Genomic DNA, 26,998 nt, shown 5'->3' on the forward strand with positions numbered 1-26,998 from the left:
TTTTCTCTTGCGCACTATATAAATTACATCTCCTATACTTTGCTTGAATTTAAACCGGACCCTACTACAACTGTGCAGAGGAGGGAATCTATCTATAGTAAGGTTGTGTCTTGTATAGGATAATGTTATTAAAAGATCATTAAGGTTTCTTAAAATGACTAAAGCTGAGTCGGAATCCATTATTATGGTCACCGAATTTCTCTCCTTCTAAAACGATTATCTTTTTTTGCAGCATTTCTATCAGAATGGTCTCAACTTCTGCTTTTGTTTTTTTAGGAAAGCGACAATAAAGATGGAATCCACCTTTTGCAGGTTGGAATTCTATTTCCTCTCCAAATTCTGAGCGCAACCACTCTTCTAAATTATGTGCTCTTTCTATTAATTTCTCACGAATATATTTCTGGTGCCTATCCATACCGGTTCGTAAGAAGTAATCAGCCATAAATTGAGGAAGAAAACTTAGCTCGGAGTCAATTTGAACTCGAATATCTGCCAGGTCATTCAAAACAGTTTGAGGACCAACCATCCAGCCCACACGTAAATGATGTCCAGCCAATTTTGATAAAGTACCTAAATAGATAACCTGTTGCTGTTGATCCATCTTTTTCAGAGGTGTATTATCCACAGACTTTTTAAAAGATAATCCACTATAAGCATCATCTTCTACAATTGGAATGCGTTTCATCAAACAATAATCTAGAATTTCTTTTTTTCTTTTAGCACTCATGACTAAGCCTGTGGGATTCTGAAAGATAGGATTTAGAAAAACCATCTTTAAAGGATGATTTAACGAAGCTTCTTGTAATCCTTTAACGGACATTCCTTCTTTATCCATTGGTATGGGTACAATGCGAAGACCAGCTGCTTGAAATAAACGAAGGGAATAAAAATAGGACGGGGCTTCAATTCCAACCGCATCTCCAGGTTTCAATAATCCCTGTGTAATCAGAAATAAGGAATTTTGCGTACCGGAAGTTATTAGGATTTCTTCTAACGGTATAATCATTTGATAAGTGTTTCGAAGATGTAGCTGAACACTTTCTCGTAAAGGATACATACCATTATTGATAAGAGTCTGTTCTTTTTCCTGCTGAACTAGTTCTTTCCAGGATAGATTGGGGGAATGAAGTTCAGGTAATAAATCAGATGAAAGAGATCCATTAGATAAATCCATGATCTTTTCGGGATGGTTTGCTTTCAACTGATCAGCGGTTAGTTGGTAAGTACTTTTCCTCTTTAAATTATCTGTTGTCAAAGAAGTTCCCCAGTTAATGATCGGTTTTGTCTGCAGCCCCCACTTATCAGGATTCACATAGGTTCCGCTCCCTTTTTTCCTAGTTAGGACACCTTGAGCAGCCAATTCCTCCATCGCACGAATTACTGTAGAGCGATTTACATCTAATTTTTCAGCCAACTTTCTCTCAGCGGGCAAGCGAGTGCCAGGCAAAAGTTCTCCGAATTTGATTTTCTCTTCTATCAGTAACATGATCTCTTGATAAAGCGGCAAATGACTGTCTTTACTAATTATCCATTTGTTCATAAGATAAACTCCTTTCAAGTACAGGATAATTTTACCACAAATTGGATGGTTAAATTATAGTCCAATTGGATGTAGCTCGTTCTTTTTCTTTTGCGTATACTATCAATCAATACACATAGTGATCTAGGAGGAAAAAGAATGAGTGAAAAAATAATTGGAAGTTCAAGAGTGAAACGTGGAATGGCACAAATGCAAAAAGGTGGTGTCATTATGGACGTTGTCAATGCAGAACAAGCTAGAATAGCAGAAGCTGCTGGAGCGGTTGCGGTTATGGCGCTGGAACGTGTACCATCTGATATACGAAAAGCGGGTGGTGTAGCACGTATGGCCAACCCTACAATTGTTGAAGAGGTGATGAATGCAGTCAGCATTCCTGTTATGGCAAAAGCGCGTATTGGGCACATCTCTGAAGCAAGAATTCTAGAAGCAATGGGCGTTGATTATATTGATGAAAGTGAAGTTCTGACTCCGGCAGACGAAGAATATCATTTACTGAAATCAGAATATGTAGTACCTTTTGTCTGTGGCTGTCGAGATCTAGGGGAAGCTTTAAGACGAATTGGTGAAGGGGCTTCAATGCTTAGAACAAAAGGTGAACCAGGGACTGGAAATATAGTGGAAGCTGTTCGCCATATGAGAAAAGTAAACAGTCAGATAAATGTACTCACCACTAAATCAAATGATGAATTAATGACATTTGCCAGAGACATTGGAGCACCCTATGAATTAGTGAAAGAAGTAAAAGAATTGGGGGCATTGCCGGTGGTTAACTTTGCTGCTGGGGGTGTAGCTACTCCAGCTGATGCTGCCTTGATGATGAGTCTTGGAGCAGACGGTGTCTTTGTCGGTTCAGGTATCTTTAAATCTGAGTCACCAGAAAAGTTTGCTCGTGCTATTGTTCAAGCAACAACTAATTTTGAAAATTACGAATTATTGGCTAAATTATCTAAAGATTTGGGGGAACCAATGAAAGGAATTGAAATTAGTCACTTACAATCACAAGAGCGAATGCAGGATAGAGGGTTATAAAAATGACTAAATTTGTAGGCGTATTGGATCTGCAGGGAGCAGTTGCAGAGCACCTTATTGCTTTAAGGAATTTAGGCGTAAAGGCAGTATCTGTAAAAACAGCGGAAGATTTTGATGGTCTAGACGGTCTGATTATTCCAGGTGGAGAGTCCACAGCTATTGGTCGGTTGATTCGTGAACAAGGACTGGAAGAAGTACTGAGAATATTTTATCAAGAAGGAAAAGCTATCTTTGGAACGTGTGCTGGACTGATTTTATGCAGTTCAGATAAAAGTCATACTACAGAAGATCTGCGCCTAGGGTTTATTGAGATGGAAGTAGAACGAAACGGATTTGGAAGACAAGTTGCCAGTTTTGAAACTTATCTTGATTTTTTAGGAATCGACCGCCAAGTTGAAGCAGTATTTATTCGTGCACCTTATATTGAATCTGTCGGACCAAATGTTAAGGTATTGGCTACAGTAGACCAAAAAATTGTAGCTGCCGAACAAGAGAACGTATTAGTGACGGCTCACCATCCTGAACTAACAGAAGATTACGCTGTTTTAACTTACTTTTTAGAAAAAATAGTTTAAAGACTCTTTTAGAAATTCAAGTCCACCGTAGAGGCAAACAAAGTGATTTGTTTTTTTGGTTTCGAGATTTATACTAGGTATAGAAATCAATTCTTTGAATTTAATATTCGAATCGAAAGGAGTCGCTTATGGGAATATTGGTAAAAGGAAAGTGGCATGACAAGTGGGATTATAATAATGATGAAGGGGAATTTATTCGTCAAGATTCACAGTTTAGAAATTGGATCACAAAAGATGGAAATGCCGGACCAACGGGTGAAGCGGGCTTTAAGGCGGAACCAAATCGTTATCACTTGTATGTCTCCTTAGCGTGTCCTTGGGCAAGCCGAGCATTGATTATGCGCAGCTTAAAAGGATTAGAAGATCTGATCTCTCTATCCGTGGTGAATACCTTGATGGGGGAACATGGATGGACATTCGATCCAGAAGAAGGTGTTATTCCTGATCCTGTTATGGATGCGGACTATTTGTATGAAATCTATAAAAAAGTTGAACCGGAATATAGCGGACATGTCACGGTACCAGTGCTATATGACTTGAAAAAAGACAAAATCGTTAATAATGAATCAGCTGATATTATTCGTATGTTGAATTCCGCTTTTGATGAAGCAGGTGCTAACGATAGAAACTACCTTCCGAAAGAATTGATACCAGAAATTGATATGATCAATGATAAAGTGTATGGAGCTATTAACAATGGTGTGTACAAAGCGGGATTTGCAACCAGCCAGGAAGTTTACGAAAAAGAAGTGACCAAGTTATTTGATGCTTTAGATGAGATTGAAGAACGTTTAGAAGACAGCCGATTTTTAGTAGGAGATCAAATTACTGAAGCTGATTGGCGCTTATTTACCACATTGATTCGCTTTGATAGTGCTTATCACGGACATTTCAAGTGTAATATTAGAAGAATCGTCGACTATAAAAATCTTTGGCGTTATACAAGGGAACTCTACAACGAACCAGGTGTTAAAAAAACAGTCGACTTTAATCACATCAAGAAACATTATTATCGTAGTCACAAACAAATCAACCCAAACGGCATCGTACCAAAAGGACCAAAACTGGATTTTAGTTTGGATAATTAAATATAAGCTTAATATTGAGACGTCTTTCTGTTCTTTTATATTATTTTTTATAGTTCCTTTCTTTAATAGATCCTCCACTTCAAGAAGAAAAGTGGAGGATCTGTTTTTTTGCAATAGACAGAAACTTTTTAGTCTCAACATTTAAATTTTTAGGTAGAGCAATAGTAAATAATTTTCCTTATTCCTTAATAGAATCGAATAAAATAAGCAAACTGGTATAGTTTAGTAAAAAGCTAAAGTTATTCTAGAGATTTGCATTTAATCATTGCAAGAGCTTATAGTAACAATTTCCATCTTTATAAATACCGAATGGATCTTGTGAGTAAGCTGGAATCTCTCCATATAAGATAAAACCTTCTGATTGATAAAGTTTATTTGCAGGTCCATCTTTTTCAGTATCTAGTAACAGTAAGGTACGTCCTTCTTGTTTAGCTACTTTCAAGACATGCTGTAGTAATAATTTTGCCACACCTTTTCGGCGAGCTTTTGGATGTGTCATTAGTTTAGCAATTTCTGCTCGATGCTGTCCATTTTCTTTATCGCTAAGATGCAATTGCACAGTACCAACGACTTCTTTGTCTACTATAGCGATAAATAAACGAACATGTTTAGATAGAACATTATTCCAGTAATGGAGAGCAGTTTCGTAACGCATGGGATATAAAAAGTTCATGGAAGCTCCGTTAGCTACGACTTCTTGAAAAAGAGTGACTAATCCTTCTTGATGAACTTTTATATCTTTTATATTATTGATTTCTTTGAGTTGTATCATAGTATCTCACCTTTCATCTTTTAATGAGTATAAAGGAAATGAATAGAGAAAAAGTAGTGAAATAATAAAATAAGTATCAATAGTAGAAAGTTTTAAGACTTAAAAGAAGTCATTGACTTAATATTTAGTGTCTTAGTCCGAAATTCGGTGGGTAAATGTTAGATTTTTTTATAACAAATGTTTTAATTTGATTAAACGACTGAAAATTTCGATATAACTGATTATCCTTAAATTGTTCACAAAATGTAGTGATTTTAATGTTAATAACAAGTATTTTGTTTCGATAATAACATAGTCTTTATTAGAAGAAGAGGGGACATTAGGTATACAAAATATAGAAACGGAGGAAAAAGAATTGAAAATTACTACAAAATTAATTATTTCATATTTATCTTTGGCTGTTATCGTTATCATATTAGGAGCTTTGTCCTTTTTAGGGCTCGATAGGATTTATTCAAACGCAAATGAATTATATAATCAGAGGTTACAACCATCTATTACGTTGACAGAAATGGCCAAAACTATGGAAAATACTCGAGTACAAATGTTATCAGGAGTAGCAAATGAAGATTCAGCAAGAGGCGAAAAAGCGATTACCAATATTGAACGCATTGATGAACTCATTACTGACTATGAAAATAGAAACATGGAAAAAAGAGAGAGTGAAAAGTTTTCTGAATTAAAACAAAACTGGCAAGATTTCACAGAAATTGTTCGACAAAATGTTGAGACTTTATCAGCAGGAATGTACATAGAAACATTAGAAGGTTTGGGTAGAGGAGCAGATCCTTATACCGCAGCGAGTACAAATGTATCAGAACTGATCGAAATAGTGGATGACCTGGCTACCAAAACATATGAAAATGATAAAGAAGTATATGATGCTGATCGCTTTCTTATCATTTTAGCAAGTATTTTAGCGACTATTTTAGCAATTGTTATTGGTGTCTTTATGGGACGTATTATTGGAGTTCCATTGAAAAAAGTCTCTCAAAAACTTGACCATATATCAAAAGGAGATTTAACTGAACCAGTTGAGGTAACGAAACGAAAAGATGAAATAGGAATTTTAATTAATGCGACTAGCAAGATGCAGGAGGAATTGAAAAATTTAATCAATTCAGTAGCAGATGCAACAGTGCAGGTATTAAGTTCCAGCGAAGAATTAACACAATCAACCAATGAAGTAGTTGTTGGGGCCGAGCAAGTTGCGACTACAATGCAAGAACTTGCAACAGGGGCAGAAGCACAAGCTAATTCCACTAGTGAATTTTCTGAGCATATGCAGAAATTTTCTGAAACAATTGAAGACTCCTCAAAAGAAAGTGAAAAAATCTATCAAACCTCAACAAATGTTTATTCATTAACAAAAGATGGAAGAGAAATGATGGCAAACTCCGTGTCTCAAATGCAATCAATTGATAATATTGTAAAAAACTCCGTTGATGGCGTTAAAGAATTAGACGTTAAATCTGGCGAAATATCAAAATTAGTTGGGGTAATAGAAAGTATTGCAGAACAAACAAATTTATTAGCCCTCAATGCAGCTATAGAAGCAGCTAGAGTCGGGGATCAAGGGAAAGGGTTCGCTGTAGTGGCGGATGAGATACGACAATTAGCGGAACAGGTTTCTGTTTCTGTGGTTGACATTACGGATATAGTAAATAATATACAGAGTGAATCTGCTAAATTAGTGGTTGGACTTGAAACAGGTTATGAACAAGTAGAAAAAGGGACTAGCCAAATTCAACAAACTGGAGAGACTTTTAATAAGATATCATCCTCAGTTGAATCAATGGGCAATGCAATTAAAGAGATTTCTAATAAACTAGCTGGCAATAGATCAACCACTAAAAATATGAGCACGAATATTGAAGAAATTGCAGGCCTTTCTGAACAGTCCGCCGCAGGTATCGAACAAACTTCAGCGACTGCACAACAAACAACCAGCACTATGCAGGAAGTATCTTCTAGCTCAGAAGAATTAGCTAACTTAGCAGAAAAACTAAGCAATCTTGTTGAGCGATTTAAAATATAATATATTTTTGGATAAAAAATGTAAAAGATATAAATTTTAAAGGACCTCTAAATGCTATAATGACTATAGTATTTAGAGGTCTTTATGTAGGGTTTACTTTCTTAAATAATCAGCTAATTATAAAGATGGGTTTATTATTTAATCTTAAAATCTGATTCTACAATATTCAGATGTTTTTCATTCAATGTAAGGAAATGATTGAAGAGATGAACCTCGTACCAGTAACTATACTAAATAATTGTATATTTCTTAGGCTGTATGAAAAAGCTGAACTCAGATTTGAAATATAAGGATAATACAAGTATGTAAAACGTAAAGAATATAGCGAATTACTATATAAATTTTACAGTAAAAAAAAAGTTATGATAAACTATACCTATCATAAAATGTTAGCCTAATTAAGGAGAACATATAATAGAAACGAATGATAACGTCTTGAATAAAGCTTTCAGGACAAGGTTGTATTGGATATGGAAAAAGAATATGAGGAGAAATATATATGAGTAAATGGAAGCTCTTGATTATAAGCCTAGTTCTATCTATACTAACGATTTTTATTCCCATGAGAGGAATTGGAATTCCTATGAGATCCAGTTCATCTATTCTTAGAGGGTATCCTTTTATGTTTTTAGAATTATCAAATCCCGAGAATTTTAAAAACATAGACTCTTTTTTTCGATTTGAAAATTTATTATCTATTAACATAATTGGTGTTAATTTTTTATTGAATACATTCGTGATATTCCTAGTTCTGCTAGCTTTAATGACACTTTTTTCTTCTCCTAAAATAAAAATTGGTAAAAAATAGTATTTAATAATAAGATAAAGCTAATTATTATAGGAAGATATCTATATCAAGTAGAGTATTCCTAATTTTTAGACAATAAAAAAGTGAATCTAAACAATCGGAATTCTATTATACACCTATTTTATGGGATGTAGTTTAGTCTTGCTCAGAAGGCTTATCGATATTACAATTCACCACACCCACTCATCATAACCATAAGTATTGTAAGGATAGAATAAATAAAAAGTATGGGTACCATCCAATTCCGTATTTTAGAAGAAGTAGAATGAATCGGATAATAAGCAAGGAATCCAACTGCACAAAGTCCCCACCAAACAGAATCGAATAAAAGGTAAGGTGGATCTAACAATGAAAAAGAGTTTGTAAAGAATAAAAATAATAGAATGACTTGCATACTCATAATGATCTTGAAAAAGGCTAAATTGCACATATGTTTCTGAATGATTCGGGCTCCAAAGATGATTACAAGAATGAATATAAACCGTAACAACCAAGGTATGTAAAGCAAAAAAGCACCTCCTTAAATTTATTTTTTAATATAACAACTAGTTAAATTAAGAATAAAGAGAAAGGATTAAGAATCATTTACGAAACACTTAGGAAATATTAAAGAGAAGAATATAGGCCGACAATTAAAACTATAATTTGTTAAACTAATAAATAAAAGGAGAAATAGAGTGGGTAAATTAAAGATAGTTGTAGGCGCTGGGCAATATCAGAATAATCCTGGTTGGATTCACCTACAGCAAGCTGAACTTGATATTGTAAAAAAAGAAAATTGGGAAGCTTACTTAGGATCAGATTTAATTGACTATATTCTAGCAGAGCATGTCTTTGAACATCTTACTTATGAAGAAGGTCTAGTAGCTGCGGAATTGTGTTACCAGTACTTAAAATCTGGTGGTAGTATCCGATGTGCGGTCCCGGATGGTTATTTCCAAAATGAAGCGTATCAGAATTTAATTAAAGTCGGAGGACCAGGACCTGCTGACCATCCGGCTGCAAGCCATAAAATGGTCTATAATTATAAAACATTATCCCAAGTTTTTGAATTTGCCGGTTTTGATGTCCAGCTGCTTGAATATGTCGATGAAACAGGGCGTCACCATGCGGTGGACTGGGATGAAGATAAAGGGATCATTTTCCGATCAAAGAAATATGATCCTAGAAATCAATCAGGCACTATGGTCTTTCCCTCACTGATTATAGATGGTATTAAAAGAGAATAAAATCTAACCAATAAGATATGACATTAAACAGAATACGATCATCGGTTAATGAGAAAGTACAAATGGAAAAATGTTATCCGAAAAGTAGAGAATAGTATGATAAATTTTTAAAGTAAGCAAATCATTAAATGCAAAAAAAGAAGCCTTCTACTGAAAAAGGCTTCTTCATAATATAAAGATTAATTAAAAATCGCTTTGATTTCAAAGTAGTCTTCTACTCCGTATAAGCCGTTTTCTCTTCCGAAACCAGACTGCTTATATCCTCCGAATGGGGCTTTAGGAGAACGGGCAGCATCGTTTATTGTAATGTTTCCTGTACGGATCTGACGCGCTACTTTAACGGCTTCTTCTTCAGGCCCAACGACTCCGCCTGATAAGCCGTAGATTGAATCATTTGCCAATTCAATTGCTTCATCAACATTATCATACGTGATAACGACAAGAACAGGTCCAAAAATTTCTTCTTGCGCAATGGTCATATCGTTTTTCACATTAACAAATACTGTAGGTTCAACATAATAACCTTTCCGGTCCATTTTATTGCCACCAATCAGCACTTCTGCGCCTTCTTCTTTTCCTTTTTCAATATAGCCCAATACAGTTTCCATTTGATCTTTCGAGACTAGCGGGCCTACAATAGTATCCTCTTCTGCTGGATCACCGACTTTTATATCTTTGTAGTAGTTTTTCAAGACTTCTTTTGTTCGTTCAAGTTCATCTTTGGGTACGAACAGACGAGTCAAGGCAGAACAAGTCTGTCCTTGGTTATGCAGAACAGTATTGGCTGCATTTTTCACAGCTAGTTCTAGATCTCCCCCTTTTAAATAAACCATTGGAGATTTCCCGCCTAATTCTAGTACAAGTTTCTTGATAGTCGTTTTTGCTTTTTCATATAAGCTTGACCCAACTTTTGTAGATCCCGTAAATGAAATTACAGAGACATCGGGATGGCTTGTTAAATAGTCTCCAGTCTCACTACCTGGCCCTGTAACAATGTTGAACACTCCTTTTGGCAAGCCAGCCTCATCTGCAATTTCTGCTAAGAGCAAGGCAGTAAGCGGGGTCATATTTGCTGGTTTTACCACTACTGTATTTCCTGCCAGTAGCGCAGGCGTAATTTTTCTTTGAATTTGATTGAGTGGATAATTCCAAGGTGTAATACAGGCAACTACCCCGAATCCTTCTTTAATGATTGTTGCATTATCGACAGTTTCTTCAAAATTATATTTTCGAATTTCTTCAATAGTTGCTGACATTTCTTTTACAGCAAGACCAACTTGAGTCTGATCAGCGAAGATAGATGATGTTCCTAATTCTTTAATCATTATATCCATTAAATCTTGTTTTCTATCTTTAATGCCATTTAAAAACTTTTCCATATAATCTGCTCTAGTTTCAGGGTTAGTCTGATTCCATTCAGAAAAGGCTGTTTTGGCTGAGGTTACAGCTAAATCCACGTCTTGTTGATTAGCATTGACAACTTTTCCAATTGTTTCTTCTGTAGTTGGGTTAATGACATCTGTATAGTCTGTTGATTGAGCTTTCTGCCATTCTCCATTGTAATATAATGTTTCTTCTCTCACTTAAATCCTCTCCTTAATTCTATTATGTAAAAAATATTTAAGAAAACCAACTCAAAGACCTTGTGAAATACTTATTTTTTATAAGTGAGAAAATTCTAAGGATTTTTATCTGTTCTGCCGTTAATATTTGAGGTAATCTTATCGTTGAGGTGGATAATAAATGAAATTAACGATAAGAAAAAGAACATTGGGTACCATACCTTTACTTGAAGTGGTACAAGAAGAGAAGAAAAGTGTCATACAGCCTTTGATTATCTATTATCACGGTTGGCAGTCTTCTAAAGAACTGGTTCTCACTCAAGGGCGTAAATTAGCTGAAGCTGGCTTTCGTGTATTACTTCCTGATGCAGCGAATCATGGAGAACGAAAACAGCCGATAACTAAGATTCCTTCTTTAACGTTCTGGCAAAGTATTCAGACCAATCTGTTTGAGTTTGGATATATTATAAATTACTTTAAAGAACGAGGATTAGCTGATGAGCGAATTGCAGTCGGTGGCGTTTCAATGGGTGGAATTACAACTTGTGCTTTATTAACGAACCATCCAGAGATCAAAGTCGCGGCTTGTATAATGGGGTCACCCAAACCAGTTGTTTATCGTGAAAGAATCTTTAGACATGCAGAACAACTGGATCGTTTTTACCCACATGATTATGAGAATCTTTTGGCCTGGGTTCCACGTTATGATTTATCACTACAGCCAGAAAAATTAGCTGGTAGACCGGTATTATTCTGGCATGGTAATCAAGATGAAATTGTTCCGTTTGAAGATACTGCAGAATTTGTAGCAGAGAATCCGGATCTGAATCTTACATTCGTAGAAGAAGATGAAGTTCATCTAGTAAAAGTTCCCACAATGGAAATGATTGCAGAGTTTTTTGTGAAAGAAATGTAGTAAAAGATATCATTTGATAGTGGTTAAATAAACAACCTAGATAATTCATTATGAATAATAGGTCTTACAATGATATACTAAAAGTAAGTAAAAGGGAAGGTTGTTATATATAATGAGATTAAGTGTATTAGATCAAGCACCGATTACGATAGGAAACTCTCCCCAAGGGGCTCTGGAAAAAGCGGTAGAATTAGCACAAGTAACTGAAGAATTAGGATATTATCGTATGTGGATGGCCGAGCATCATGGTAGTGATGCTTTTGCAAGTTCCGCTCCAGAAATTATTACCGCATATATTGCTGCAAAAACAAAAACCATTCGTCTAGGAACAGGCGGAACAATGATGATGCATTATTCTCCGTTGAAGATGGCAGAAGTATTCAAAACCTTGAGTGCACTAGCACCTGGTCGTATCGATTATGGTGTTGGACGTGCACCTGGTGGAGATCAGCGATCTATATATGCATTGTCGCAAGGGAATAATCCTGACTTTGATCATTTATATGAAAAACTTGATGTGGCTTTAAAGCTAATAAAAGACGAAGTACCTGAAGAAACATTATATAAACATACAATTGCGACTCCAAGAAAAGTAACTTTACCGGAAGCTTGGCTACTAGGATCAAGTGGAAATAGTGCAATCGAAGCTGGGCAAAGAGGGATAGGCTATTCATTTGCACAATTCTTCATGTTAAACGCTATGCGAAAAGAAATATTTGAATTATATCGGTACCACTTTAAACCTTCTGAATTTTTAGAAAAGCCAGAAATTAATGTAGCATATTTAGTGACTGTTGCAGAAACTAAAGAAGAAGCTGAATTTCAAGCTAAACCTCAAGATATCGCGCGTATTCATCTTGCTCAAGGAAGGATGAGTCAGTTGAGAACACCAGAGCAGGCGAGAGACTACAAGTTATCTGAAGAAGAAATAATAGGAATTCAAAGAAATCGTCAGATTCATTTGGTAGGAACGGCTAAAGAAGTCGCCGACAAGTTAAGAGAAGATGCTGAAGTATATGGTTTTCAAGAAGCTATGATCTGTAGTATTGCGCATTCTCAAGAGCAGCGCTTAAATACGTACCGCTTGCTAGCAAAAGAGATGTTATAAAAGTCGATGAAATAGAACTGAGGATCAATTATTTTGCAGATAAACCAAGAAAAACTGAATAGAGAAAAAATTCATGTCTTGAATAAACTGGTTTCACATTATGGCATTCAAAATTGGTGGTCCGACGAGAATCGGATAAAAGACTGGGTCTCTATGATTTTGATTCAACAGACGACTCAACAGAATGTTTATAAAGCACTATTCAATTTGGAGCCCTATCTGACTGTTAGACAGTTACATGAAATGGATGAAGAGACACTACAAGCGTTGATTCGACCTGCAGGATTTTATAAACAGAAAAGCCAGTATATAAAAGCCCTGATGAAGTGGTTTATCGATCATGGTGAATCCTTTGATAAATTTGATGAATATACAGACAAGGAATTGAGAATTGAATTGTTGTCAATCAAAGGTGTGGGGCCGGAAACGGCAGATGCTATGATGTTGTATCTCTTTGAGCGGAAGGTCTTTATAGGTGATCAATATGCAATTCGATTATTTAAACGATTAGGCTTTGGAGAATATAAAAATTTAGAGCATATGCGCGGGGAATTCAATCATTTAGCAGACAGGGTTCCACTTGAACTATGTAAAGAATGGCATGCAGCAGTTGATGTACATGGGAAAGCTTATCGATTGAACAAAAATATGGATGAGACGTGGCTGTTTTTATCAAATATTTGAGGTTGAAATAAAGAAGGTGCGTAGAATTTAATAGGGAATTTTGCTACCATCTTTTTAATTATGTAGGATTAAATTAAGTTAATTGTTAAATTTATATAGTTAATATATAAAAAAGCTGAAGCAGAGTGAAAACTGCTTCAGCTTTTTTATTGAAATTAAGTGTTTAATGTTTGTCAGTATTTTTTGAATTGTGAGCCGGATCAGTTGGATCTATTCCAGGATGGTCTGTAGAATCTGGTTCAACAGAATTATCCGCTTTAGAATCTATTACTGTATCTGATCCAGGATTAATAGGATCGACAACTGGCTGATTAACCGTGTTAGGTGTAATTGGGTCTCCAGCAGGTGGAGTAACAGGGTCATTTGTACTTGTAACGTTATTATTTGTTTTTACGTTAGAGTGATCATTTACAAGAACAATAACGTGACCGTTTTGAATGTCGTCTTTATAATCATTTAATAGAGTATTATCAGAATTAGAGTCTGAATGATTAGAATCACCCGTGAAAACGTCTTTGATTTTATCTATCATTGATTCGTCTTCTTCATGGCTAGAATCATTTCCGTAGACTTTAGTATGAACATTGGTTGACAATTTATCATGCACAGACTGATTACTTACCATAGTGACGTCATTTTTATTGTATCCTTGAGAAAGTAAAGTTTCTACTGTGCGATTTGCATCTTCTACTGTTAAATAGCTTCCTTCAACATATTTACTCATAACGAATTTCCTCCTAGTAACGATTTGTACTTATTTAGTACGCTATTAGTATATTTAGTATATTAAATTTATACAAATTATATGCTTATGGTCTATTAATACATCTATCTAGAAGCCAACTATTAAACTATATTGAATAGAAAAAATAGTAGATCACTCTTTATTTTGTGTAGATAATTATTTAAGTCTATTAAAAAAGAATCTCCTAAGTATATTTGACTGTTTGAAGATTAGTTTAAAAATTTAAAAAGTAGAACACTAAGGGAAAAACTATTGATTTTAAGTCGTGGAAAGACAAAAGTTAGATGTATAGAATCCTACGGGGCAAGTAAACGTTAGAATATGTCTAATGGCTTATTCCATTTCTTCAAAAAAGCCGCAGCAACTGTATAATTGCTACGGGATTCTTATTATAATTGTTTGCCTGTTAGATCATTGTGATCATCTACAGGAATTCCACCAGGAGTATCGTCATCATCACCTACTGGGACGTTTCCAGGAGTGCTATTATCACTAAGTAGATTGTCTGTGGTAGCATTTGCGTCTAGTTTAGGGTTAGGTGCCGGATCTTCTGCCGGACTATCTGCCTCATAATTTGCCGAACCGGTTTTCTGTTCATCATTGATACTCGAATCTTCTTCTACTAAAGCAATAATATTGCCTTTTTCAATATCACTTTGATAGCTTTTTAAAGCTTCATGAGAGCTATCGGTTGTAACAGCTATACTGACATCGGTAATTTCTTTCTTTTTATTTTGATTTGCTACTAAAGTGATCTCTTCTTTCGAATATCCTCTAGTTACTAAAGCATTGATCGCTTGAATAGCGTCTTGAACAGATGGATAGCTTCCTTCTACAAATTTTCCCATTAACTTTCCTCCTATTTAATTTGAAAATTATTAGCTCAGACGAGTTATTAAGTGATTATTGGTCGTGGAATAAACTTACTATTTGGAAATTTTTAAATTATCTATAGCGATCCTCTTTCGAAGAAAAGCTGTTTATAACCCATAGTATATAAATCAGTAGTCTGATTTACAATTAATATGATTTTAACTAAAAAAGTAGATGTAAGAAACGGTGAGAATAAATAAAAAACGATGCCAGCAATTAGCCAGTATCGTTTTTTCTCATTAATTTTCTTGATTACGGATTTTACCTTTTAACTCTTCAGAAGAGGCAGGAGGATTGTCGATCAAGTTACGCACTTGATCAAGATCTGGTTCAATTTTCCAGGTTAAAATCCCGACCGGCTTATCGTCTTTTAGATAATAAACGACTTTTCCACTGTCTACTTCATCAATTAGTAAGTCCAAAGAGGGGTCAAGTGTACCAATAGCTTTCCACGATATGTCAAAAATCATAGAGTAGAAGTAAGGAGTATAATCATAAGGCTCTTTAAGCCCGGCCATAACTTTACCTACGGCTGTACCAGAATTTCTGGCATGATCCACGTGTTCAATACGTTGCCTTCCTAGAACCGGATCAGGATAAGAAGCAATGTCTCCTGCGGCATAGATATCTGGATCTGATGTACGTAGATATTCATTTACCACTACGCCGTCATCAACTTCAAGCCCAGCATCTTTTGCTAAATCTAAAACAGGAGATACACCTAATCCAAGTATGATAGAGTCAGCTTCTACAGTTGTACCATCATTTAAATACAAAAGGAATTTATCTGATTCTTTAGTATATCGTTCAGCACGAGTTGCATTTATCATTTCAATACCATTATCTTTATAAGTTTGCTCATATTCTCTAGCAATTTCTTCAGGGAAACGATTGTCACCTAATATATTCTGAGGATAAATAAGAGTAACTTTTGTGTTGTTCAATGCTAAATTAGCCGCTAATTCAGTACCAATATAACTTCCACCGACAATGACGATGTGTTGATTTTCTCCAGATAAGTTACGTAGCTTAAGGTAATCTTGATAAGATCTGAACGCATAAACTTTATCGTCTTTTGGTCCTTCGAGCGTTTTCGGTTCGCCACCTGTAACGAGTAGTAATTTTTTGTATTTAACTGTCTCGCCTTTGTTGGTCGTAACAGTATGAGCTTCACGATCAATTGAAATGACTTCTGTTTCTAACATCAGTGCTGCCTGATGTTCTTCACTTACATCATAAAATATTTGGTCTTCTGTAAAAGAATCATCAGTCCATAACTTCTTGGATAAGGCGGGTCTTTCATAAGGTTTGTCTACATCAGCAGAGATGATACCAATGGTACCAGCTTTATCTTCTTTACGGATTCCTGCTACGGCATTACCAGCAGCAATTCCACCTCCGACAATTAAATAATCAAGATACATTTGTTCGTTATTCATATAGAAAATCTCCTTAATTTATTTTATTAGACTGAGTTATTGAATAGTTGCAACAGAACCGCCATCAACTCTGTAGTTAGCCCCATTAACAAATGAAGCTTTATCGGAACATAAGAATGAAATGACTGCGGCCACTTCATCAACTTGTCCACGGCGTTTTAATTCTATGTGTGGTCTTTTCTCATCTAAGAATGTTTCAACAGCTCTATCGAAAGAAATATTCATTTTTTCAGAACGTTTCTTCATCATTTCATCAGTCATGGGTGTTTCGATAAAGGCGGGAGAGACCGTATTAACTAGTAACCCTTCTTTGGCATATGCACGAGAAAGTCCTTTTGAGAAAGAAAGGACTCCTGCTTTTGCTGCATCGTAAGGTAATTCATCAGCATAAGGTTGTACTGCATTTTCTGAAGAGATATAAACAATACGGCCCCAACCTCCATTTCTTAAATCTGACAAGAACTCTTTCGTGACGCGTACAGGGCCAAGTAAATCAACTTCAAGTGTTTCTACCCAACCTTCATCGTCGATTTCATGAAATTCTCCTTGAGCACCTGAAGTGCCAGCATTTTGTACGAGAATATCGATTTCACCAATATTGCTTTTAATTTGTTGATGCAGTTTTTTTAAGCTATCAAGACTTCTTATATCAGCAGGATAGGAATAAACTTTACCTTCTTGTTGTAAACTTTCTGTGGTTTCTGTTAACTTTTCTTCATCTATATCTGTAAGAATGACCGTAGCGCCTTCTGCAAGTAACTGCTGAGCAGTGGCTTTTCCAATCCCTGAGTCAGACCCAGTGATTAATGCGACTTTTCCTGTGATGCCTAAATCCATTTCTTACGCCTCCAGTTTTATAATGAGTATTTTTAATAAAACATACCTTGTTACTTTAAAGAGTACTATTTCATTATCAAAAGTTCAATTAATCAGCTCATCAAGCAATTTTTGGTAGTGAAAAAGCCAACTTACTCTTAATTGAAGATAAGCTGGCTATAAAATGAGTTTTAAAAAATTTAGGTGAACTGTACATATAGATCTAGTCCATATGGATCAAACCCTTCAATTACCTTTTGAGTCTCTGATGAATATTCTTTATAATACCCTCCAGTTGCATAAGCATAAGCAGTCAGTAAATAGGTTTCATAATAATGGGTAAATTCTTTACTGATAGATTGAGGAACACTACCAAGTTCTATTCCTTCTACAGTAATATTATAATGGTTTTTAGAATCGACAAGTAAATTGACGTTGACTGTAGTAATGGCGTCGTATTTGTAGACACGTTTTGACAGTGGACTGAAATCGGCATCTACTTTTCCAGTGTAAAAATTTTTAAAAGGATCCTCTTTAACCATTTTGTCTACAATAGATTTAATAAGTACCTTATCTTGAGTTAAGTTGGTAGCTGTAAATTTAGTTTCAAATTGGATTTTCTGCGATTTTGTTTCAGTACATTTCTTCAATAGGGTTGTGTCAGGCTGTTTTTTTGATTTAAAAAGATTAAAAAAATTCAATAAGATCACCTTCCTGTCATGTACACCTTTTCATAAAACGATATCGAATGTTTCGTGTTTATATTGTTATAATTTCCTTATTTATAGAATACGAAATATAAAGTTGAATGTCAATTTTAAAGCAACAAGTTTATATAAAAATAATAAATCATTATTTTTGAAATCAAGAATAAAGAGTGAGAGAATAAGTCAAAGAAAATAGAAAGGAGTTTAATCGATGATCGAGCAAATATTATTAAAAGCAGATCAACCTTATCCGAATAGTATGTTGCCGGTCTTGTTTTATCCAGGAGCATTCAGAGAAATAGTAGAGACGGATGACCCCGCTCAAAATGGGATCGATTTATTTAAAGAGAATGGATATACCAACGCATGGGTCAATGGAATCTTTCCATACCATCATTTTCATTCTAATACCCACGAAGTACTTGCTTGTGTTTCAGGAGAAGCTTCAGTTCAGTTAGGTGGATCCAATGGTAAAATTATAAAATTTTCAAGAGGAGATGTACTTTTACTGCCAGCAGGAACAGCTCATAAAAGAATAAAAGCTTCTAAAGATTTTAAAATTGTTGGAGCTTATCCTAATGGGATAGAGTACAACACCTATAAACCTGAAGATGTTAGTTCGGATGATGAATATAAACGTATAAAACAAGAAATAAAAAAAGTTTCCGTTCCAGCTTTAGATCCTGTTCAAAGTAAAGGTGGGGCTGTTAAAAAGTACTGGAAGACTGATTAAACTATATTTAAAACACTGAGATCTTTAAATTTAAAGGGCTCAGTGTTTTTTTGTAGTCATTAGTTGAACTAAGAAAGAAAGCCGTATCTTTTTAAAAGTTTAGTTTTCATTAGCATTGCCTTATCTAATTTATCTAGCCCATCTATTTGAACTTTTAAATATTTTCTACCACTATGTGCAACAAAGTGGTGAAGGCAAGAGAAATAATTTATTTAGAAACAAAAATCAGTACCTCTCTAGGATTGATTAACAACTCGTGACCAACTTGTACACCTAAGGAATCTAGTCCAGCAGTATGGCGGTTGGCGATGATTGTCCATTCTTCTGGTAATGGTAAATCTGAATGTAATTCAATCATCTCAGGAGTCCAGCTTGTATTCATGATTACAGCCATTTGTTTCCACTTCGGATTTTTTTCAATGATATTCGGTATTGTATAAGCTAGAATATTTTCTCTTAATTCTGTGAAATGGATTTTTTCTGCGGTTTGGTTAGTCTGATCTCTTAGAGGAGGATAAGCTTTTCTAATTTCGATCATTCCTTTATAATAATCCACCAGGTCCTTGTTTTCTTGTACCTTGTACCAGTCTAATCTATTCACTTCAATAGAGGATTGATAGCTATTGTCATCTCCAAATTTCGTACGAGCAAATTCTTCGCCTGCCTGCATAAAGATGCCACCTTGAGCTGTCATTAATAAAGCAGCATTTAATTTATTAATTTGGATGAGTTCTTCGTCTCGTTCATAAGTATCATCTTTTCTCAGTGATTTGACTAATTTATCGTATAAAGGTAGATTGTCATGAGCCGAGGCATAATTAATAATTTGAGAAGGGTTTTTTGACCAGTTCTTGTCCTCAGGAAGCCTAAAATCACCGACTTCTATTTGTGTATTTGCTAGAAGACTGCCGATAATATCTCCGTTCATAAAAGCACTATCTTCAAAACCATTTGCACCTTGCAGAAATCCACCTTTTTGGGCATCAAAAACAGGTCCTTTAATAGAATCACGAAATTCATCATTGAAAATGGCGATTCCCTCCGCCAGCTCTCCTAAATGATATTTATCAGCTGGAACATTCGGTTCATAAATTTCTACGCTGCCAGCATTCCAAGGTTCGCCATATAAAATAATATCTTCCATGCCGGCATCATTGAATGCCTGACGAATGTGGTTCATTGTATCCACATCATGTAAACCCATCAAGTCAAAGCGGAATCCATCAATATGATATTCTTTAGCCCAATAAATTAAAGAATCTATCATATACTTGCGCATCATTTTTCTTTCGCTGGCTGTTTCGTTTCCACATCCAGATCCATTTGTCAGCTCTCCTTGCTCATTATGACGATAATAGTAATCTGGAACAGTTCTAGTAAAGCAAGAATAATCATAAGTAAATGTATGGTTATAAACAACATCCAAAACGACACCTATATTGTGTTTGTGTAAGCTCTGGATCATTTGTTTGAATTCTTTAATTCGAACAGTCGGGTCGTTAGGATCAGTAGCGTACTTGCCTTCAGGAACCATATAATTTTTAGGATCATATCCCCAATTGTACTGCGTATTTTGTTCATCATTTTCAAAGTCGAATGCCGGAAGTAGATGGAGATAATTGATTCCAAGATCCTTTAAGTAACTGGTGCCAGTGGAGATTTCTGAAGTAGCATCGCCATATAAATACGTATTTTCTTCTGTGAAGGCCAGATATTTCCCTCTATATTCCTGAGAAAACCCGCCATTTTCATGACTTGAAAAGTCTTCGATATGTGTTTCCCAGATAATAGCATCAGTAATTGAAGTTTGTCTAACCGGTTTATCATTATTCCAATTTATTGGATTAGTATTTTCTAGATGAACAATTGCAGAACGATTACCATTTAGTCCAACTGCTTTACTATAGATATCAGGAGTTTCAGTTTCCTTTCCATCAAAGTGCAGAATTTTATAAGCATAAAAGAGGCCGTTTAAATTACGATCAACCGAAACTTCCCAAACGTTATTTTCTTGAGTCATTTCGATTTGTTCGATTAAAGAGTTGTTTTTTTCATTTCCAGTTTCATACAAATTTAAAGTCACTTGTTTAGCAAGCGGGGACCAGACTTTGAATAAGGAAGATTTTTCTGAATAGGTTACGCCCAATGTTTCATTTTCACAAGCGTGCTCTTCTAAGTAATGGATTTTTTCTTGTATTGAATCAAATGTCTTTTCCAACTGTTTTCCTCCGTTAATTTTAAATAGAGTTTATTCTTTATGGTAAATAAAAGTAAGGTGTTCTTTAGGCTGGTTAAAGCCTAATCGAAAATACGTATACTACTACTATAGCAATCTTGAAAAAGAAAAGCTTGTATAAAGAATTAAAAGAAATCCTTACGAAACAAAATTTTTTATAGATAAAAGAATCAAAAAATACATAAAAGTTTCCTCCACTATCTGGAAAGGAAGTATTTTTAATAAAAATGGGAAGGTTTTGTATTGCGTTCAGAAGAGAAGATAGAGAAAGGAATGTAAGAAATACGTTTTATACATCGAGTATGAAAAAAGATCAAGTAAGCAAAAAGTAGTTGTAACAGATGCTCTATCAAATTTGCTTTTTAAAATGCAAAAACACCGTCAAATTAAGGATTAGAGTTCCTGTGTTTGACGGTAGTTATCTTTTGGTCTAGTTTCACTTCAGACACTTTAGAAATTGAAATAGCTTATTATAAAACTTCTGTGACTAAAATTTTGAAGGCCGCTTTATGACTGATAATCGTTTCGTTTCCTTCAGGAGTTTCTAACGTTAGTGGACCTTCATAGGCTTCAACATTTTTTAGAGTGTACTGTTTTCCTAGCTGAACATCTTTATGAAGGAGATATTCAAGGAATTCTTGTTGGTCATCAACTTCCTTAATAATAAGGGGGGTTCCGACTTCAATATCGACTAGTGGAATGTGATTTACCTTCTCAATTGTACCATCTTTATTTGGGATGACTCCTCCGTGAGGATCAAACTTAGGCTCGCCTAAAAAGAAATCTAAGCGTTCAATCAAGGCATCGGAAGAAACGTGTTCTAGCAAATCAGCATCTGCATGCACTTCATTCCAGTCATAACCCAGTTTTTCAGATAAAAAAACTTCCCATAGGCGATGTTTACGAATCAATTTATTAGCGATACGCAAACCTTCTTCGGTTAGTTTGACTCCTTGATAAGGTGTATGGGTCAATAAATTTTCTTTCAGTAATCTACCGTTCATCTCAGTCACAGATGCAGCGGACACAGATAAGGCCTTAACTAAATTTTTATTGCTTACGACATTCTGTTCGCCGCCTAATTCATAAATAGCTTTAATGTAGTCTTCTTTATTTGGTGTCATGGATGTTACTCCTTATACAGTCTTTGTTTAATCAATGAACGATACATGCTTAGTTAATAATTGATCTAATTTATTAATTGTCGGTCATAGAAGAAATAATTTACAATTTTTTTAGTTCTTTCACAAGAGTGTCAAACTATTAAGTACGATCATTATAACGCACTAAGGTCAAAACAAACAAATTTCTTTAAAAATTTCTTAGTATTAGAAAAACAAGGGGAATACAAACTGATTACATAGTTGACTTAAATTAATTTTTAGGTTAGGCTAAAAATAATTAAAGATAAAATTTACATTTAGAGAGAGTGCAGATAATTATGAAAAAAATATTAGGGTTAATTATTTTACTCGGAATTATAGCTTTGACAGGGTGCGCCAATACAAACAAAACGGATTCTCTAACTTTTGATAAAGAAGAGCCGATCAATGTCGTAGCTACAACTACTATGATTACTGATTTAGTCAACAATATCGGTGGAGAACATGTTCAAGTGACAGGACTTATGGGACCAGGGGTAGATCCCCATACTTATAAACCTGCTGCTTCAGATGTTTATACACTTGATAAAGCTGACATGATTGTTTACAACGGACTTCATCTAGAAGTACAGTTTATTGAAATGTTTGAACAGTTTTCGAAAAGAGGAATTCCAACAACAGTAATTGCTGAAGGTATACCTGAAAATCAGTATTTAAAAGTTGGAGGAGAAGGCAGTTCGGAATTTGATCCTCACATTTGGTTTAGTGTAGAAAACTGGATAAATGCTTCCAGACATGTGACAGATGAGTTGAAAAGGTATGATCCTGATCATGCAGCTGAATATGAAGAGAATGCTCAAGCGTATATCAAGCAACTGGTAAACTTGTCTGAATACATTAAAGACAGAATCAAAGAAGTACCTGAAGAGTCCCGCTATCTTGTGACAGCACATGATGCATTTCAGTATTTTGGTAGAGAGTTCAATTTCGAAGTAGTGGGACTTCAGGGAGTCAATACCCAGACAGAAGCTGGAACTGGAGATATCAGCGGATTGGCAGAGTTTATGGTTAATCAGAAGATCAGAGCGGTCTTCGTAGAAAGCTCAGTTTCGTCTCGAAATATTGAAGCTTTGATAGAAGCGGTCAATAGCAGAGGTCAAACATTGGAGAACGCAGGAGAATTATACTCTGATGCTTTAGGTGATAAAGAACAAGATGCAGATACGTATATTAAAATGTACAAAGCAAATATCGATACCATTGTAGATGCTCTCAAATAAAAATATAGCTCACTAGAACGAAAGAAGGTAACAGATATGGAAGAACAAAAAGCAATTAAGATTCATCAACTTACAGTAGCATATGATGCAAAACCAGTATTATGGAACGCTTCAGTAACTTTCAAAAAAGGAAAATTAACGGCTATTGTCGGTCCAAATGGAGCAGGGAAATCTACACTCCTCAAAACGATACTGGATTTCATTAAACCAGTAACAGGTCAGATAGAATATTTTGTGGGCAAGCAGTCATCAGAATATAAAGAGATCAAAAATCACATTGCTTATGTCCCGCAGAATAGTACCGTAGATTGGGATTTTCCAGCAACTGTACTTGATGTAGTGCTGATGGGACGTTATGGACATTTAGGTTGGTTTAAACGCCCAAGGAAAAAAGACAAAGATATAGCAAAAGAAATGTTAGCTAAAGTTGGGATGACTACTTTTTTTAATAGGCAGATTAGTCAGCTGTCTGGTGGACAACGTCAGCGTGTATTTCTGGCACGAGCATTAGCTCAGGAAGCAGATATCTATATATTAGATGAACCGTTGGCTGGAGTAGATATGAAAACAGAACGCATTATTATGGATTTGTTAAAAGAGTTAACAAAGGAAAATAAAACAGTCATTGTCGTTCATCATGACTTGCAGACTGTCGAAGCATATTTTGATGAAGTTGTTTTTATAAATCAGGAAGTGTTAAATAACGGACCCGTTTCATCTACTTTTACGAAAGGAAATATTGATGAAACCTATCGACAAGACCGTAACCTTGGAGAAGAGGAGGGGGAATGATGTGGAATCAAATGACTTTATTGTTCAATGACTATACTTTTCAGATCGTAGCATTGGGAACCGGATTCTTAGGTTTTTTGAGTGGAGTGATTGGCACGTATGCTACTCTAAAGAAAGAGAGCTTACTGGGAGACGCCTTGAGTCACTCGGCATTGCCAGGGATTGGGATTGGGTTTTTGATTATTCAAAGTAAAGAATTAGTTGGATTGTTAATCGGTGCAACAATTTCTGGACTTGTAGCCACAGCGATCATTCAATTAATGAGTAAAAAGAGTTCTGTAAAATTTGATAGTGCACTGTCATTAGTTTTATCTAGCTTTTTTGGATTAGGTTTAGTCATTATGACGCATATTCAAGGGAGGCCGAATGCACAACAAGCAGGTTTGGATAGTTTTATATTTGGTCAAGCTAGTGCAATGCTAGTACGAGACGTACGTTTGATTGCAATTATCGGAATGATTATATTATTAATAGTGATAGTCTTCTGGAAGGAGTTCAAATTATTTTCTTTTGATCCGGATTTTGGAAGAACACTAGGTTTTTCAGGGAAATTTATTGAATTTATCATGTCTACGGTGATTGTGCTTACAATTATTTTGGGACTGGAGTCGGTTGGGGTTATTCTAGTCAGTGCGTTATTGATTGGTCCTTCTGTTGCAGCTCGTCAATGGTCTAATAAACTAGGGATAGTCTTACCATTAGCAGGAGCTATAGGATTTATCTCTGGGATATTAGGAACAATAATCAGTTCAGTTGGGAATAGAATTCCTACTGGTCCATCTATTGTGGTCGTACTCAGTATCTTTGTGATAGGGAGTTTGTTTTTTTCACCAGAAAGAGGCATCATAGCCAAACGATCAACCTATAAAAAACAGCGAAAATATTTTAGGAAGCAGATTGAATTATTAGAAGAGGAGCATGAAAAATGAGTATTATAGCTGAAATCACACTGATTGCAGTGGTTGTTTCCGTTGCCTGTTCGCTTCCAGGAGTATTTCTAGTTTTAAGAGGAACAACGATGGTATCAGATGCAATCACACATACCGTATTACTTGGAATTGTCTTAGCCTTTTTCATTACTCAAGATTTAAACTCTCCCTTTCTGATAATTGGAGCAACTTTTATGGGGGTTTTTACAGTTTGGGTAATAGAAGCACTGCAACGCACCAAATTACTTGGAGATGATGCAGCAATCGGTATAGTTTTTCCATTATTTTTTAGTGTTGCCATCATTTTAATTACCCGTTATACGGGAGATATTCATTTGGATCAGGATACTGTTTTAATGGGAGAATTAGCCTTTGCTCCTTTTAGAAGGCTAACTTTTTTTGGAGTAGATATAGGTGCAAGAGCATTTATAACTATGGTGATCATTTTATTGATCAATGCCGGATTTATAGCGCTGTTCTATAAAGAACTAAAAGTTACAACTTTTGATGCTGCTTTTGCAGCGGCTGTTGGATTTTCTCCAATTCTAATTTATTATGGTTTGATGACGCTTGTATCATTAACAGCGGTAGGGGCCTATGATTCAGTAGGGTCTATTCTTGTAGTAGGTTTTATGGTAGGACCAGGGTTGACTGCTTATCTTTTGACCAATGAACTGAAGAAAATGATTGGGGTAACCGTTCTTATTGCTGTAATAAATAGTATAGTAGGAGTGCGGCTTGCATTTATATTGGATAGCTCTATAGCGGGCATGATCGCGGTTATAACTGGAATAGTCTGTTTTTTGGCTTTTACTTTTTCGCCTACAAAAGGATTAATCCGAAATTTACTGAACAGACGAAAAAGACAGAAAAAATTTGATGAAAAAGTAAAAAATGTTTATTAATAAAACAAGGGGTCACTGCAGGGATTAAACCAGCCCAGTGACCCTAATTTTAATGGGGCTATTTCTTGGTCGTTTCGCGCTCTACTAGTTTGAATTCTAAGTGAAATAAAGGTTCATGTCTTTTTTCTAATACGTTTAGTAATAGTCGGCAAGCATTTTTTCCTTGCTCAACAATTGCATAATCGATTGTGGTGATATTCATCAAGTCACTGATTTGAAGATTATCAAAACCTACAATTGCAACATCTTCAGGTATGCGATATCCCAGCAATTTCAGTTTTGAAACCACTATGGCTGCAACCGTATCCGAGTGGGCTACAATAGCATCGGGTTTAACTTCTTGCTCATGAAACCACTTTACTACGTTTTCAGCTTGTTCAGTTCGTATAATATTTAAAAAAGGTTCTGATGCATGTGGTGTCAGATTATGTTCATGACAGAAGTCTTCATAGGCTTTAATTCTTCTTTTTGTGTTAAGACCGTTAGTAGAACTATACAAATTGAGAATATTGCTGCATCCAATACTCCAAAGGTAATCAAGAGTCATTTTGTAACCTTCATAGTGATCAATAAAAACAGAAGAAATCATTTTAGAATCGATACTATGTAGCGTTACTACGGGCCCATAAGCGGCATATTCTTCTAGGATCTCCCATTCGTTTACTCGATAGATTAAAAAGATGCCATCAAGCTGTTTAGATTTTAGCATATCAAAAGCTTCTAATTCTCGCTGTTTATCACCATTGGTTGCAAATAGAGTAGAAGTATAACCTGCATCGTGGGCGAGCTCAATAAAAGGATTTATACGTGCAACAGCTGTTTCGTTGAATTGAGTACTAATAATGCCAAGATTCTTTGTAGTCCCTCTTCTCAAATATTGAGCATTACGGTTAGGAGTATAGTTTAATTCTTTTATAGCTTGCTCAACTCTAGTGCGAGTTTCTTCACCTACATAACCATTTGAATTGATTACACGTGAAACCGTAGCTGAAGACACACCAGCAAGCTTTGCAATATCTTGAATCGTGGGCATTCTAATCCCTCCTTTATTTTCAAGTATAACAGATTTTAAAAAAGGAAATAACAGATGA

General features: G+C 35.3%; 25 protein-coding genes. 13 read left to right on the forward strand and 12 right to left on the reverse strand.

Translation table 11 applies throughout. From position 1 onward, the window contains the following. Nucleotides 1-139: 139 nt before the first annotated feature. The gene (locus BLT22_RS01265) at nt 140-1,540 is read right to left on the reverse strand and encodes an aminotransferase-like domain-containing protein (protein WP_091759780.1); all 1,401 of its coding nucleotides are present in this window, start codon (nt 1,538-1,540) and stop codon (nt 140-142) included. A gap of 138 nt (nt 1,541-1,678) precedes the next feature. Here BLT22_RS01265 and pdxS point away from each other — a divergent pair, with 138 nt between their 5' ends. The 3 genes from pdxS to BLT22_RS01280 all read left to right on the forward strand — a co-directional run bounded on the left by pdxS (nt 1,679) and on the right by BLT22_RS01280 (nt 4,232). Then, entirely contained in the window at nt 1,679-2,569 is an 891-nt protein-coding gene (gene pdxS / locus BLT22_RS01270) for a pyridoxal 5'-phosphate synthase lyase subunit PdxS (RefSeq protein WP_091759783.1), read from the forward strand. Nucleotides 2,570-2,571: 2 nt separating this feature from the next. Continuing rightward, complete coding sequence (pdxT, locus tag BLT22_RS01275; RefSeq protein WP_091759787.1) at nt 2,572-3,144, forward strand: pyridoxal 5'-phosphate synthase glutaminase subunit PdxT; 573 nt, start codon at nt 2,572-2,574, stop codon at nt 3,142-3,144. A gap of 128 nt (nt 3,145-3,272) precedes the next feature. Continuing rightward, complete coding sequence (locus BLT22_RS01280) at nt 3,273-4,232, forward strand: glutathione S-transferase family protein (protein ID WP_091759790.1); 960 nt, start codon at nt 3,273-3,275, stop codon at nt 4,230-4,232. Nucleotides 4,233-4,494: 262 nt separating this feature from the next. Here the strand turns inward: BLT22_RS01280 and BLT22_RS01285 are convergent, their stop codons facing one another. Next, a complete protein-coding gene (locus tag BLT22_RS01285; RefSeq protein ID WP_091759793.1) occupies nt 4,495-5,004 on the reverse strand; it encodes a GNAT family N-acetyltransferase in 510 nt (169 codons plus the stop codon). A gap of 355 nt (nt 5,005-5,359) precedes the next feature. On the opposite strand from BLT22_RS01285, the gene BLT22_RS01290 reads away from it, so the two are divergent. Next, a complete protein-coding gene (locus BLT22_RS01290) occupies nt 5,360-7,042 on the forward strand; it encodes a methyl-accepting chemotaxis protein (protein ID WP_091759795.1) in 1,683 nt (560 codons plus the stop codon). 971 nt (nt 7,043-8,013) lie between these two features. On the opposite strand, the gene BLT22_RS01300 is transcribed toward BLT22_RS01290, so the two are convergent. After that, nucleotides 8,014-8,358, reverse strand: a complete 345-nt coding sequence (locus tag BLT22_RS01300) for a hypothetical protein (RefSeq protein WP_091759800.1) — start codon at nt 8,356-8,358, stop codon at nt 8,014-8,016. Nucleotides 8,359-8,527: 169 nt separating this feature from the next. Here BLT22_RS01300 and BLT22_RS01305 point away from each other — a divergent pair, with 169 nt between their 5' ends. Beyond that, a complete protein-coding gene (locus BLT22_RS01305; RefSeq protein ID WP_087056858.1) occupies nt 8,528-9,079 on the forward strand; it encodes a class I SAM-dependent methyltransferase in 552 nt (183 codons plus the stop codon). A gap of 179 nt (nt 9,080-9,258) precedes the next feature. Here the strand turns inward: BLT22_RS01305 and BLT22_RS01310 are convergent, their stop codons facing one another. After that, complete coding sequence (locus tag BLT22_RS01310) at nt 9,259-10,662, reverse strand: aldehyde dehydrogenase family protein (protein WP_091759803.1); 1,404 nt, start codon at nt 10,660-10,662, stop codon at nt 9,259-9,261. Between the two features lie 160 nt (nt 10,663-10,822). Here BLT22_RS01310 and BLT22_RS01315 point away from each other — a divergent pair, with 160 nt between their 5' ends. From BLT22_RS01315 to BLT22_RS01325, 3 genes are all read left to right on the forward strand, one after another. After that, nucleotides 10,823-11,557 (forward strand): alpha/beta fold hydrolase, encoded by a 735-nt coding sequence (locus tag BLT22_RS01315; protein WP_091759806.1) that lies wholly within the window; start codon nt 10,823-10,825, stop codon nt 11,555-11,557. 112 nt (nt 11,558-11,669) lie between these two features. After that, nucleotides 11,670-12,665, forward strand: coding sequence for an LLM class flavin-dependent oxidoreductase (locus BLT22_RS01320; RefSeq protein WP_091759808.1), 996 nt, complete (start codon nt 11,670-11,672; stop codon nt 12,663-12,665). 33 nt (nt 12,666-12,698) lie between these two features. After that, nucleotides 12,699-13,349 carry an endonuclease III domain-containing protein gene (locus BLT22_RS01325; protein ID WP_236048759.1) on the forward strand — a complete coding sequence of 217 codons (651 nt, stop codon included), beginning with the start codon at nt 12,699-12,701 and terminating at the stop codon, nt 13,347-13,349. Between the two features lie 163 nt (nt 13,350-13,512). Here BLT22_RS01325 and BLT22_RS01330 read toward each other — a convergent pair whose 3' ends face one another. The 5 genes from BLT22_RS01330 to BLT22_RS01350 all read right to left on the reverse strand — a co-directional run bounded on the left by BLT22_RS01330 (nt 13,513) and on the right by BLT22_RS01350 (nt 17,923). Continuing rightward, nucleotides 13,513-14,073: a general stress protein gene (locus BLT22_RS01330; protein ID WP_091759811.1), complete on the reverse strand. Its 561-nt coding sequence runs from the start codon at nt 14,071-14,073 to the stop codon at nt 13,513-13,515. A gap of 410 nt (nt 14,074-14,483) precedes the next feature. Continuing rightward, entirely contained in the window at nt 14,484-14,942 is a 459-nt protein-coding gene (locus BLT22_RS01335) for a hypothetical protein (protein ID WP_091759816.1), read from the reverse strand. Nucleotides 14,943-15,206: 264 nt separating this feature from the next. Beyond that, nucleotides 15,207-16,406: an NAD(P)/FAD-dependent oxidoreductase gene (locus BLT22_RS01340; RefSeq protein ID WP_091759819.1), complete on the reverse strand. Its 1,200-nt coding sequence runs from the start codon at nt 16,404-16,406 to the stop codon at nt 15,207-15,209. Between the two features lie 36 nt (nt 16,407-16,442). Beyond that, nucleotides 16,443-17,243, reverse strand: a complete 801-nt coding sequence (locus BLT22_RS01345; protein ID WP_091759822.1) for an SDR family NAD(P)-dependent oxidoreductase — start codon at nt 17,241-17,243, stop codon at nt 16,443-16,445. 179 nt (nt 17,244-17,422) lie between these two features. After that, complete coding sequence (locus BLT22_RS01350; protein WP_091759825.1) at nt 17,423-17,923, reverse strand: hypothetical protein; 501 nt, start codon at nt 17,921-17,923, stop codon at nt 17,423-17,425. 217 nt (nt 17,924-18,140) lie between these two features. Between BLT22_RS01350 and BLT22_RS01355 the strand changes: the two genes are divergently transcribed. Beyond that, complete coding sequence (locus BLT22_RS01355; RefSeq protein ID WP_091759828.1) at nt 18,141-18,662, forward strand: cupin domain-containing protein; 522 nt, start codon at nt 18,141-18,143, stop codon at nt 18,660-18,662. Between the two features lie 208 nt (nt 18,663-18,870). Here BLT22_RS01355 and pulA read toward each other — a convergent pair whose 3' ends face one another. Both pulA and BLT22_RS01365 read right to left on the reverse strand, forming a co-directional pair. After that, nucleotides 18,871-20,880, reverse strand: coding sequence for a type I pullulanase (gene pulA / locus BLT22_RS01360; protein WP_236048757.1), 2,010 nt, complete (start codon nt 20,878-20,880; stop codon nt 18,871-18,873). Nucleotides 20,881-21,368: 488 nt separating this feature from the next. Continuing rightward, nucleotides 21,369-22,022 (reverse strand): metal-dependent transcriptional regulator, encoded by a 654-nt coding sequence (locus BLT22_RS01365; protein WP_087059443.1) that lies wholly within the window; start codon nt 22,020-22,022, stop codon nt 21,369-21,371. Between the two features lie 317 nt (nt 22,023-22,339). Here BLT22_RS01365 and BLT22_RS01370 point away from each other — a divergent pair, with 317 nt between their 5' ends. The 4 genes from BLT22_RS01370 to BLT22_RS01385 are packed head-to-tail and all read left to right on the forward strand — an operon-like array spanning nt 22,340 to nt 25,907. Further along, complete coding sequence (locus BLT22_RS01370; protein ID WP_091759835.1) at nt 22,340-23,281, forward strand: metal ABC transporter solute-binding protein, Zn/Mn family; 942 nt, start codon at nt 22,340-22,342, stop codon at nt 23,279-23,281. A 36-nt stretch (nt 23,282-23,317) separates the two neighbouring features. Then, a complete protein-coding gene (locus tag BLT22_RS01375; RefSeq protein WP_087059439.1) occupies nt 23,318-24,073 on the forward strand; it encodes a metal ABC transporter ATP-binding protein in 756 nt (251 codons plus the stop codon). Further along, complete coding sequence (locus tag BLT22_RS01380; RefSeq protein WP_091759837.1) at nt 24,073-25,002, forward strand: metal ABC transporter permease; 930 nt, start codon at nt 24,073-24,075, stop codon at nt 25,000-25,002. Before BLT22_RS01375 ends, BLT22_RS01380 begins: the two co-directional genes overlap by 1 nt. After that, nucleotides 24,999-25,907, forward strand: coding sequence for a metal ABC transporter permease (locus BLT22_RS01385; protein ID WP_091759839.1), 909 nt, complete (start codon nt 24,999-25,001; stop codon nt 25,905-25,907). Before BLT22_RS01380 ends, BLT22_RS01385 begins: the two co-directional genes overlap by 4 nt. A 58-nt stretch (nt 25,908-25,965) precedes the next feature. Here the strand turns inward: BLT22_RS01385 and BLT22_RS01390 are convergent, their stop codons facing one another. Beyond that, complete coding sequence (locus BLT22_RS01390; RefSeq protein ID WP_091759842.1) at nt 25,966-26,940, reverse strand: LacI family DNA-binding transcriptional regulator; 975 nt, start codon at nt 26,938-26,940, stop codon at nt 25,966-25,968. Between the last annotated feature and the right edge of the window lie 58 nt (nt 26,941-26,998).

It is taken from the genome of Marinilactibacillus psychrotolerans, assembly GCF_900101525.1.
Taxonomy (GTDB): Bacteria; Bacillota; Bacilli; order Lactobacillales; family Carnobacteriaceae_A; genus Marinilactibacillus; species Marinilactibacillus psychrotolerans.

Coding starts and splice junctions, on each gene's coding strand:
- BLT22_RS01330 (WP_091759811.1), bottom strand. CDS start 14,073: ATGAGTAAATATGTTGAAGGAAGCTATTTAACAGTAGAAGATGCAAAT.
- BLT22_RS01375 (WP_087059439.1), top strand. CDS start 23,318: ATGGAAGAACAAAAAGCAATTAAGATTCATCAACTTACAGTAGCATAT.
- BLT22_RS01390 (WP_091759842.1), bottom strand. CDS start 26,940: ATGCCCACGATTCAAGATATTGCAAAGCTTGCTGGTGTGTCTTCAGCT.
- pdxS (WP_091759783.1), top strand. CDS start 1,679: ATGAGTGAAAAAATAATTGGAAGTTCAAGAGTGAAACGTGGAATGGCA.
- BLT22_RS01285 (WP_091759793.1), bottom strand. CDS start 5,004: ATGATACAACTCAAAGAAATCAATAATATAAAAGATATAAAAGTTCAT.
- BLT22_RS01340 (WP_091759819.1), bottom strand. CDS start 16,406: ATGAATAACGAACAAATGTATCTTGATTATTTAATTGTCGGAGGTGGA.
- BLT22_RS01380 (WP_091759837.1), top strand. CDS start 24,073: ATGTGGAATCAAATGACTTTATTGTTCAATGACTATACTTTTCAGATC.
- BLT22_RS01280 (WP_091759790.1), top strand. CDS start 3,273: ATGGGAATATTGGTAAAAGGAAAGTGGCATGACAAGTGGGATTATAAT.
- BLT22_RS01345 (WP_091759822.1), bottom strand. CDS start 17,243: ATGGATTTAGGCATCACAGGAAAAGTCGCATTAATCACTGGGTCTGAC.
- BLT22_RS01370 (WP_091759835.1), top strand. CDS start 22,340: ATGAAAAAAATATTAGGGTTAATTATTTTACTCGGAATTATAGCTTTG.
- BLT22_RS01315 (WP_091759806.1), top strand. CDS start 10,823: ATGAAATTAACGATAAGAAAAAGAACATTGGGTACCATACCTTTACTT.
- BLT22_RS01385 (WP_091759839.1), top strand. CDS start 24,999: ATGAGTATTATAGCTGAAATCACACTGATTGCAGTGGTTGTTTCCGTT.
- BLT22_RS01320 (WP_091759808.1), top strand. CDS start 11,670: ATGAGATTAAGTGTATTAGATCAAGCACCGATTACGATAGGAAACTCT.
- pdxT (WP_091759787.1), top strand. CDS start 2,572: ATGACTAAATTTGTAGGCGTATTGGATCTGCAGGGAGCAGTTGCAGAG.
- BLT22_RS01335 (WP_091759816.1), bottom strand. CDS start 14,942: ATGGGAAAATTTGTAGAAGGAAGCTATCCATCTGTTCAAGACGCTATT.
- BLT22_RS01265 (WP_091759780.1), bottom strand. CDS start 1,540: ATGAACAAATGGATAATTAGTAAAGACAGTCATTTGCCGCTTTATCAA.
- BLT22_RS01365 (WP_087059443.1), bottom strand. CDS start 22,022: ATGACACCAAATAAAGAAGACTACATTAAAGCTATTTATGAATTAGGC.
- BLT22_RS01355 (WP_091759828.1), top strand. CDS start 18,141: ATGATCGAGCAAATATTATTAAAAGCAGATCAACCTTATCCGAATAGT.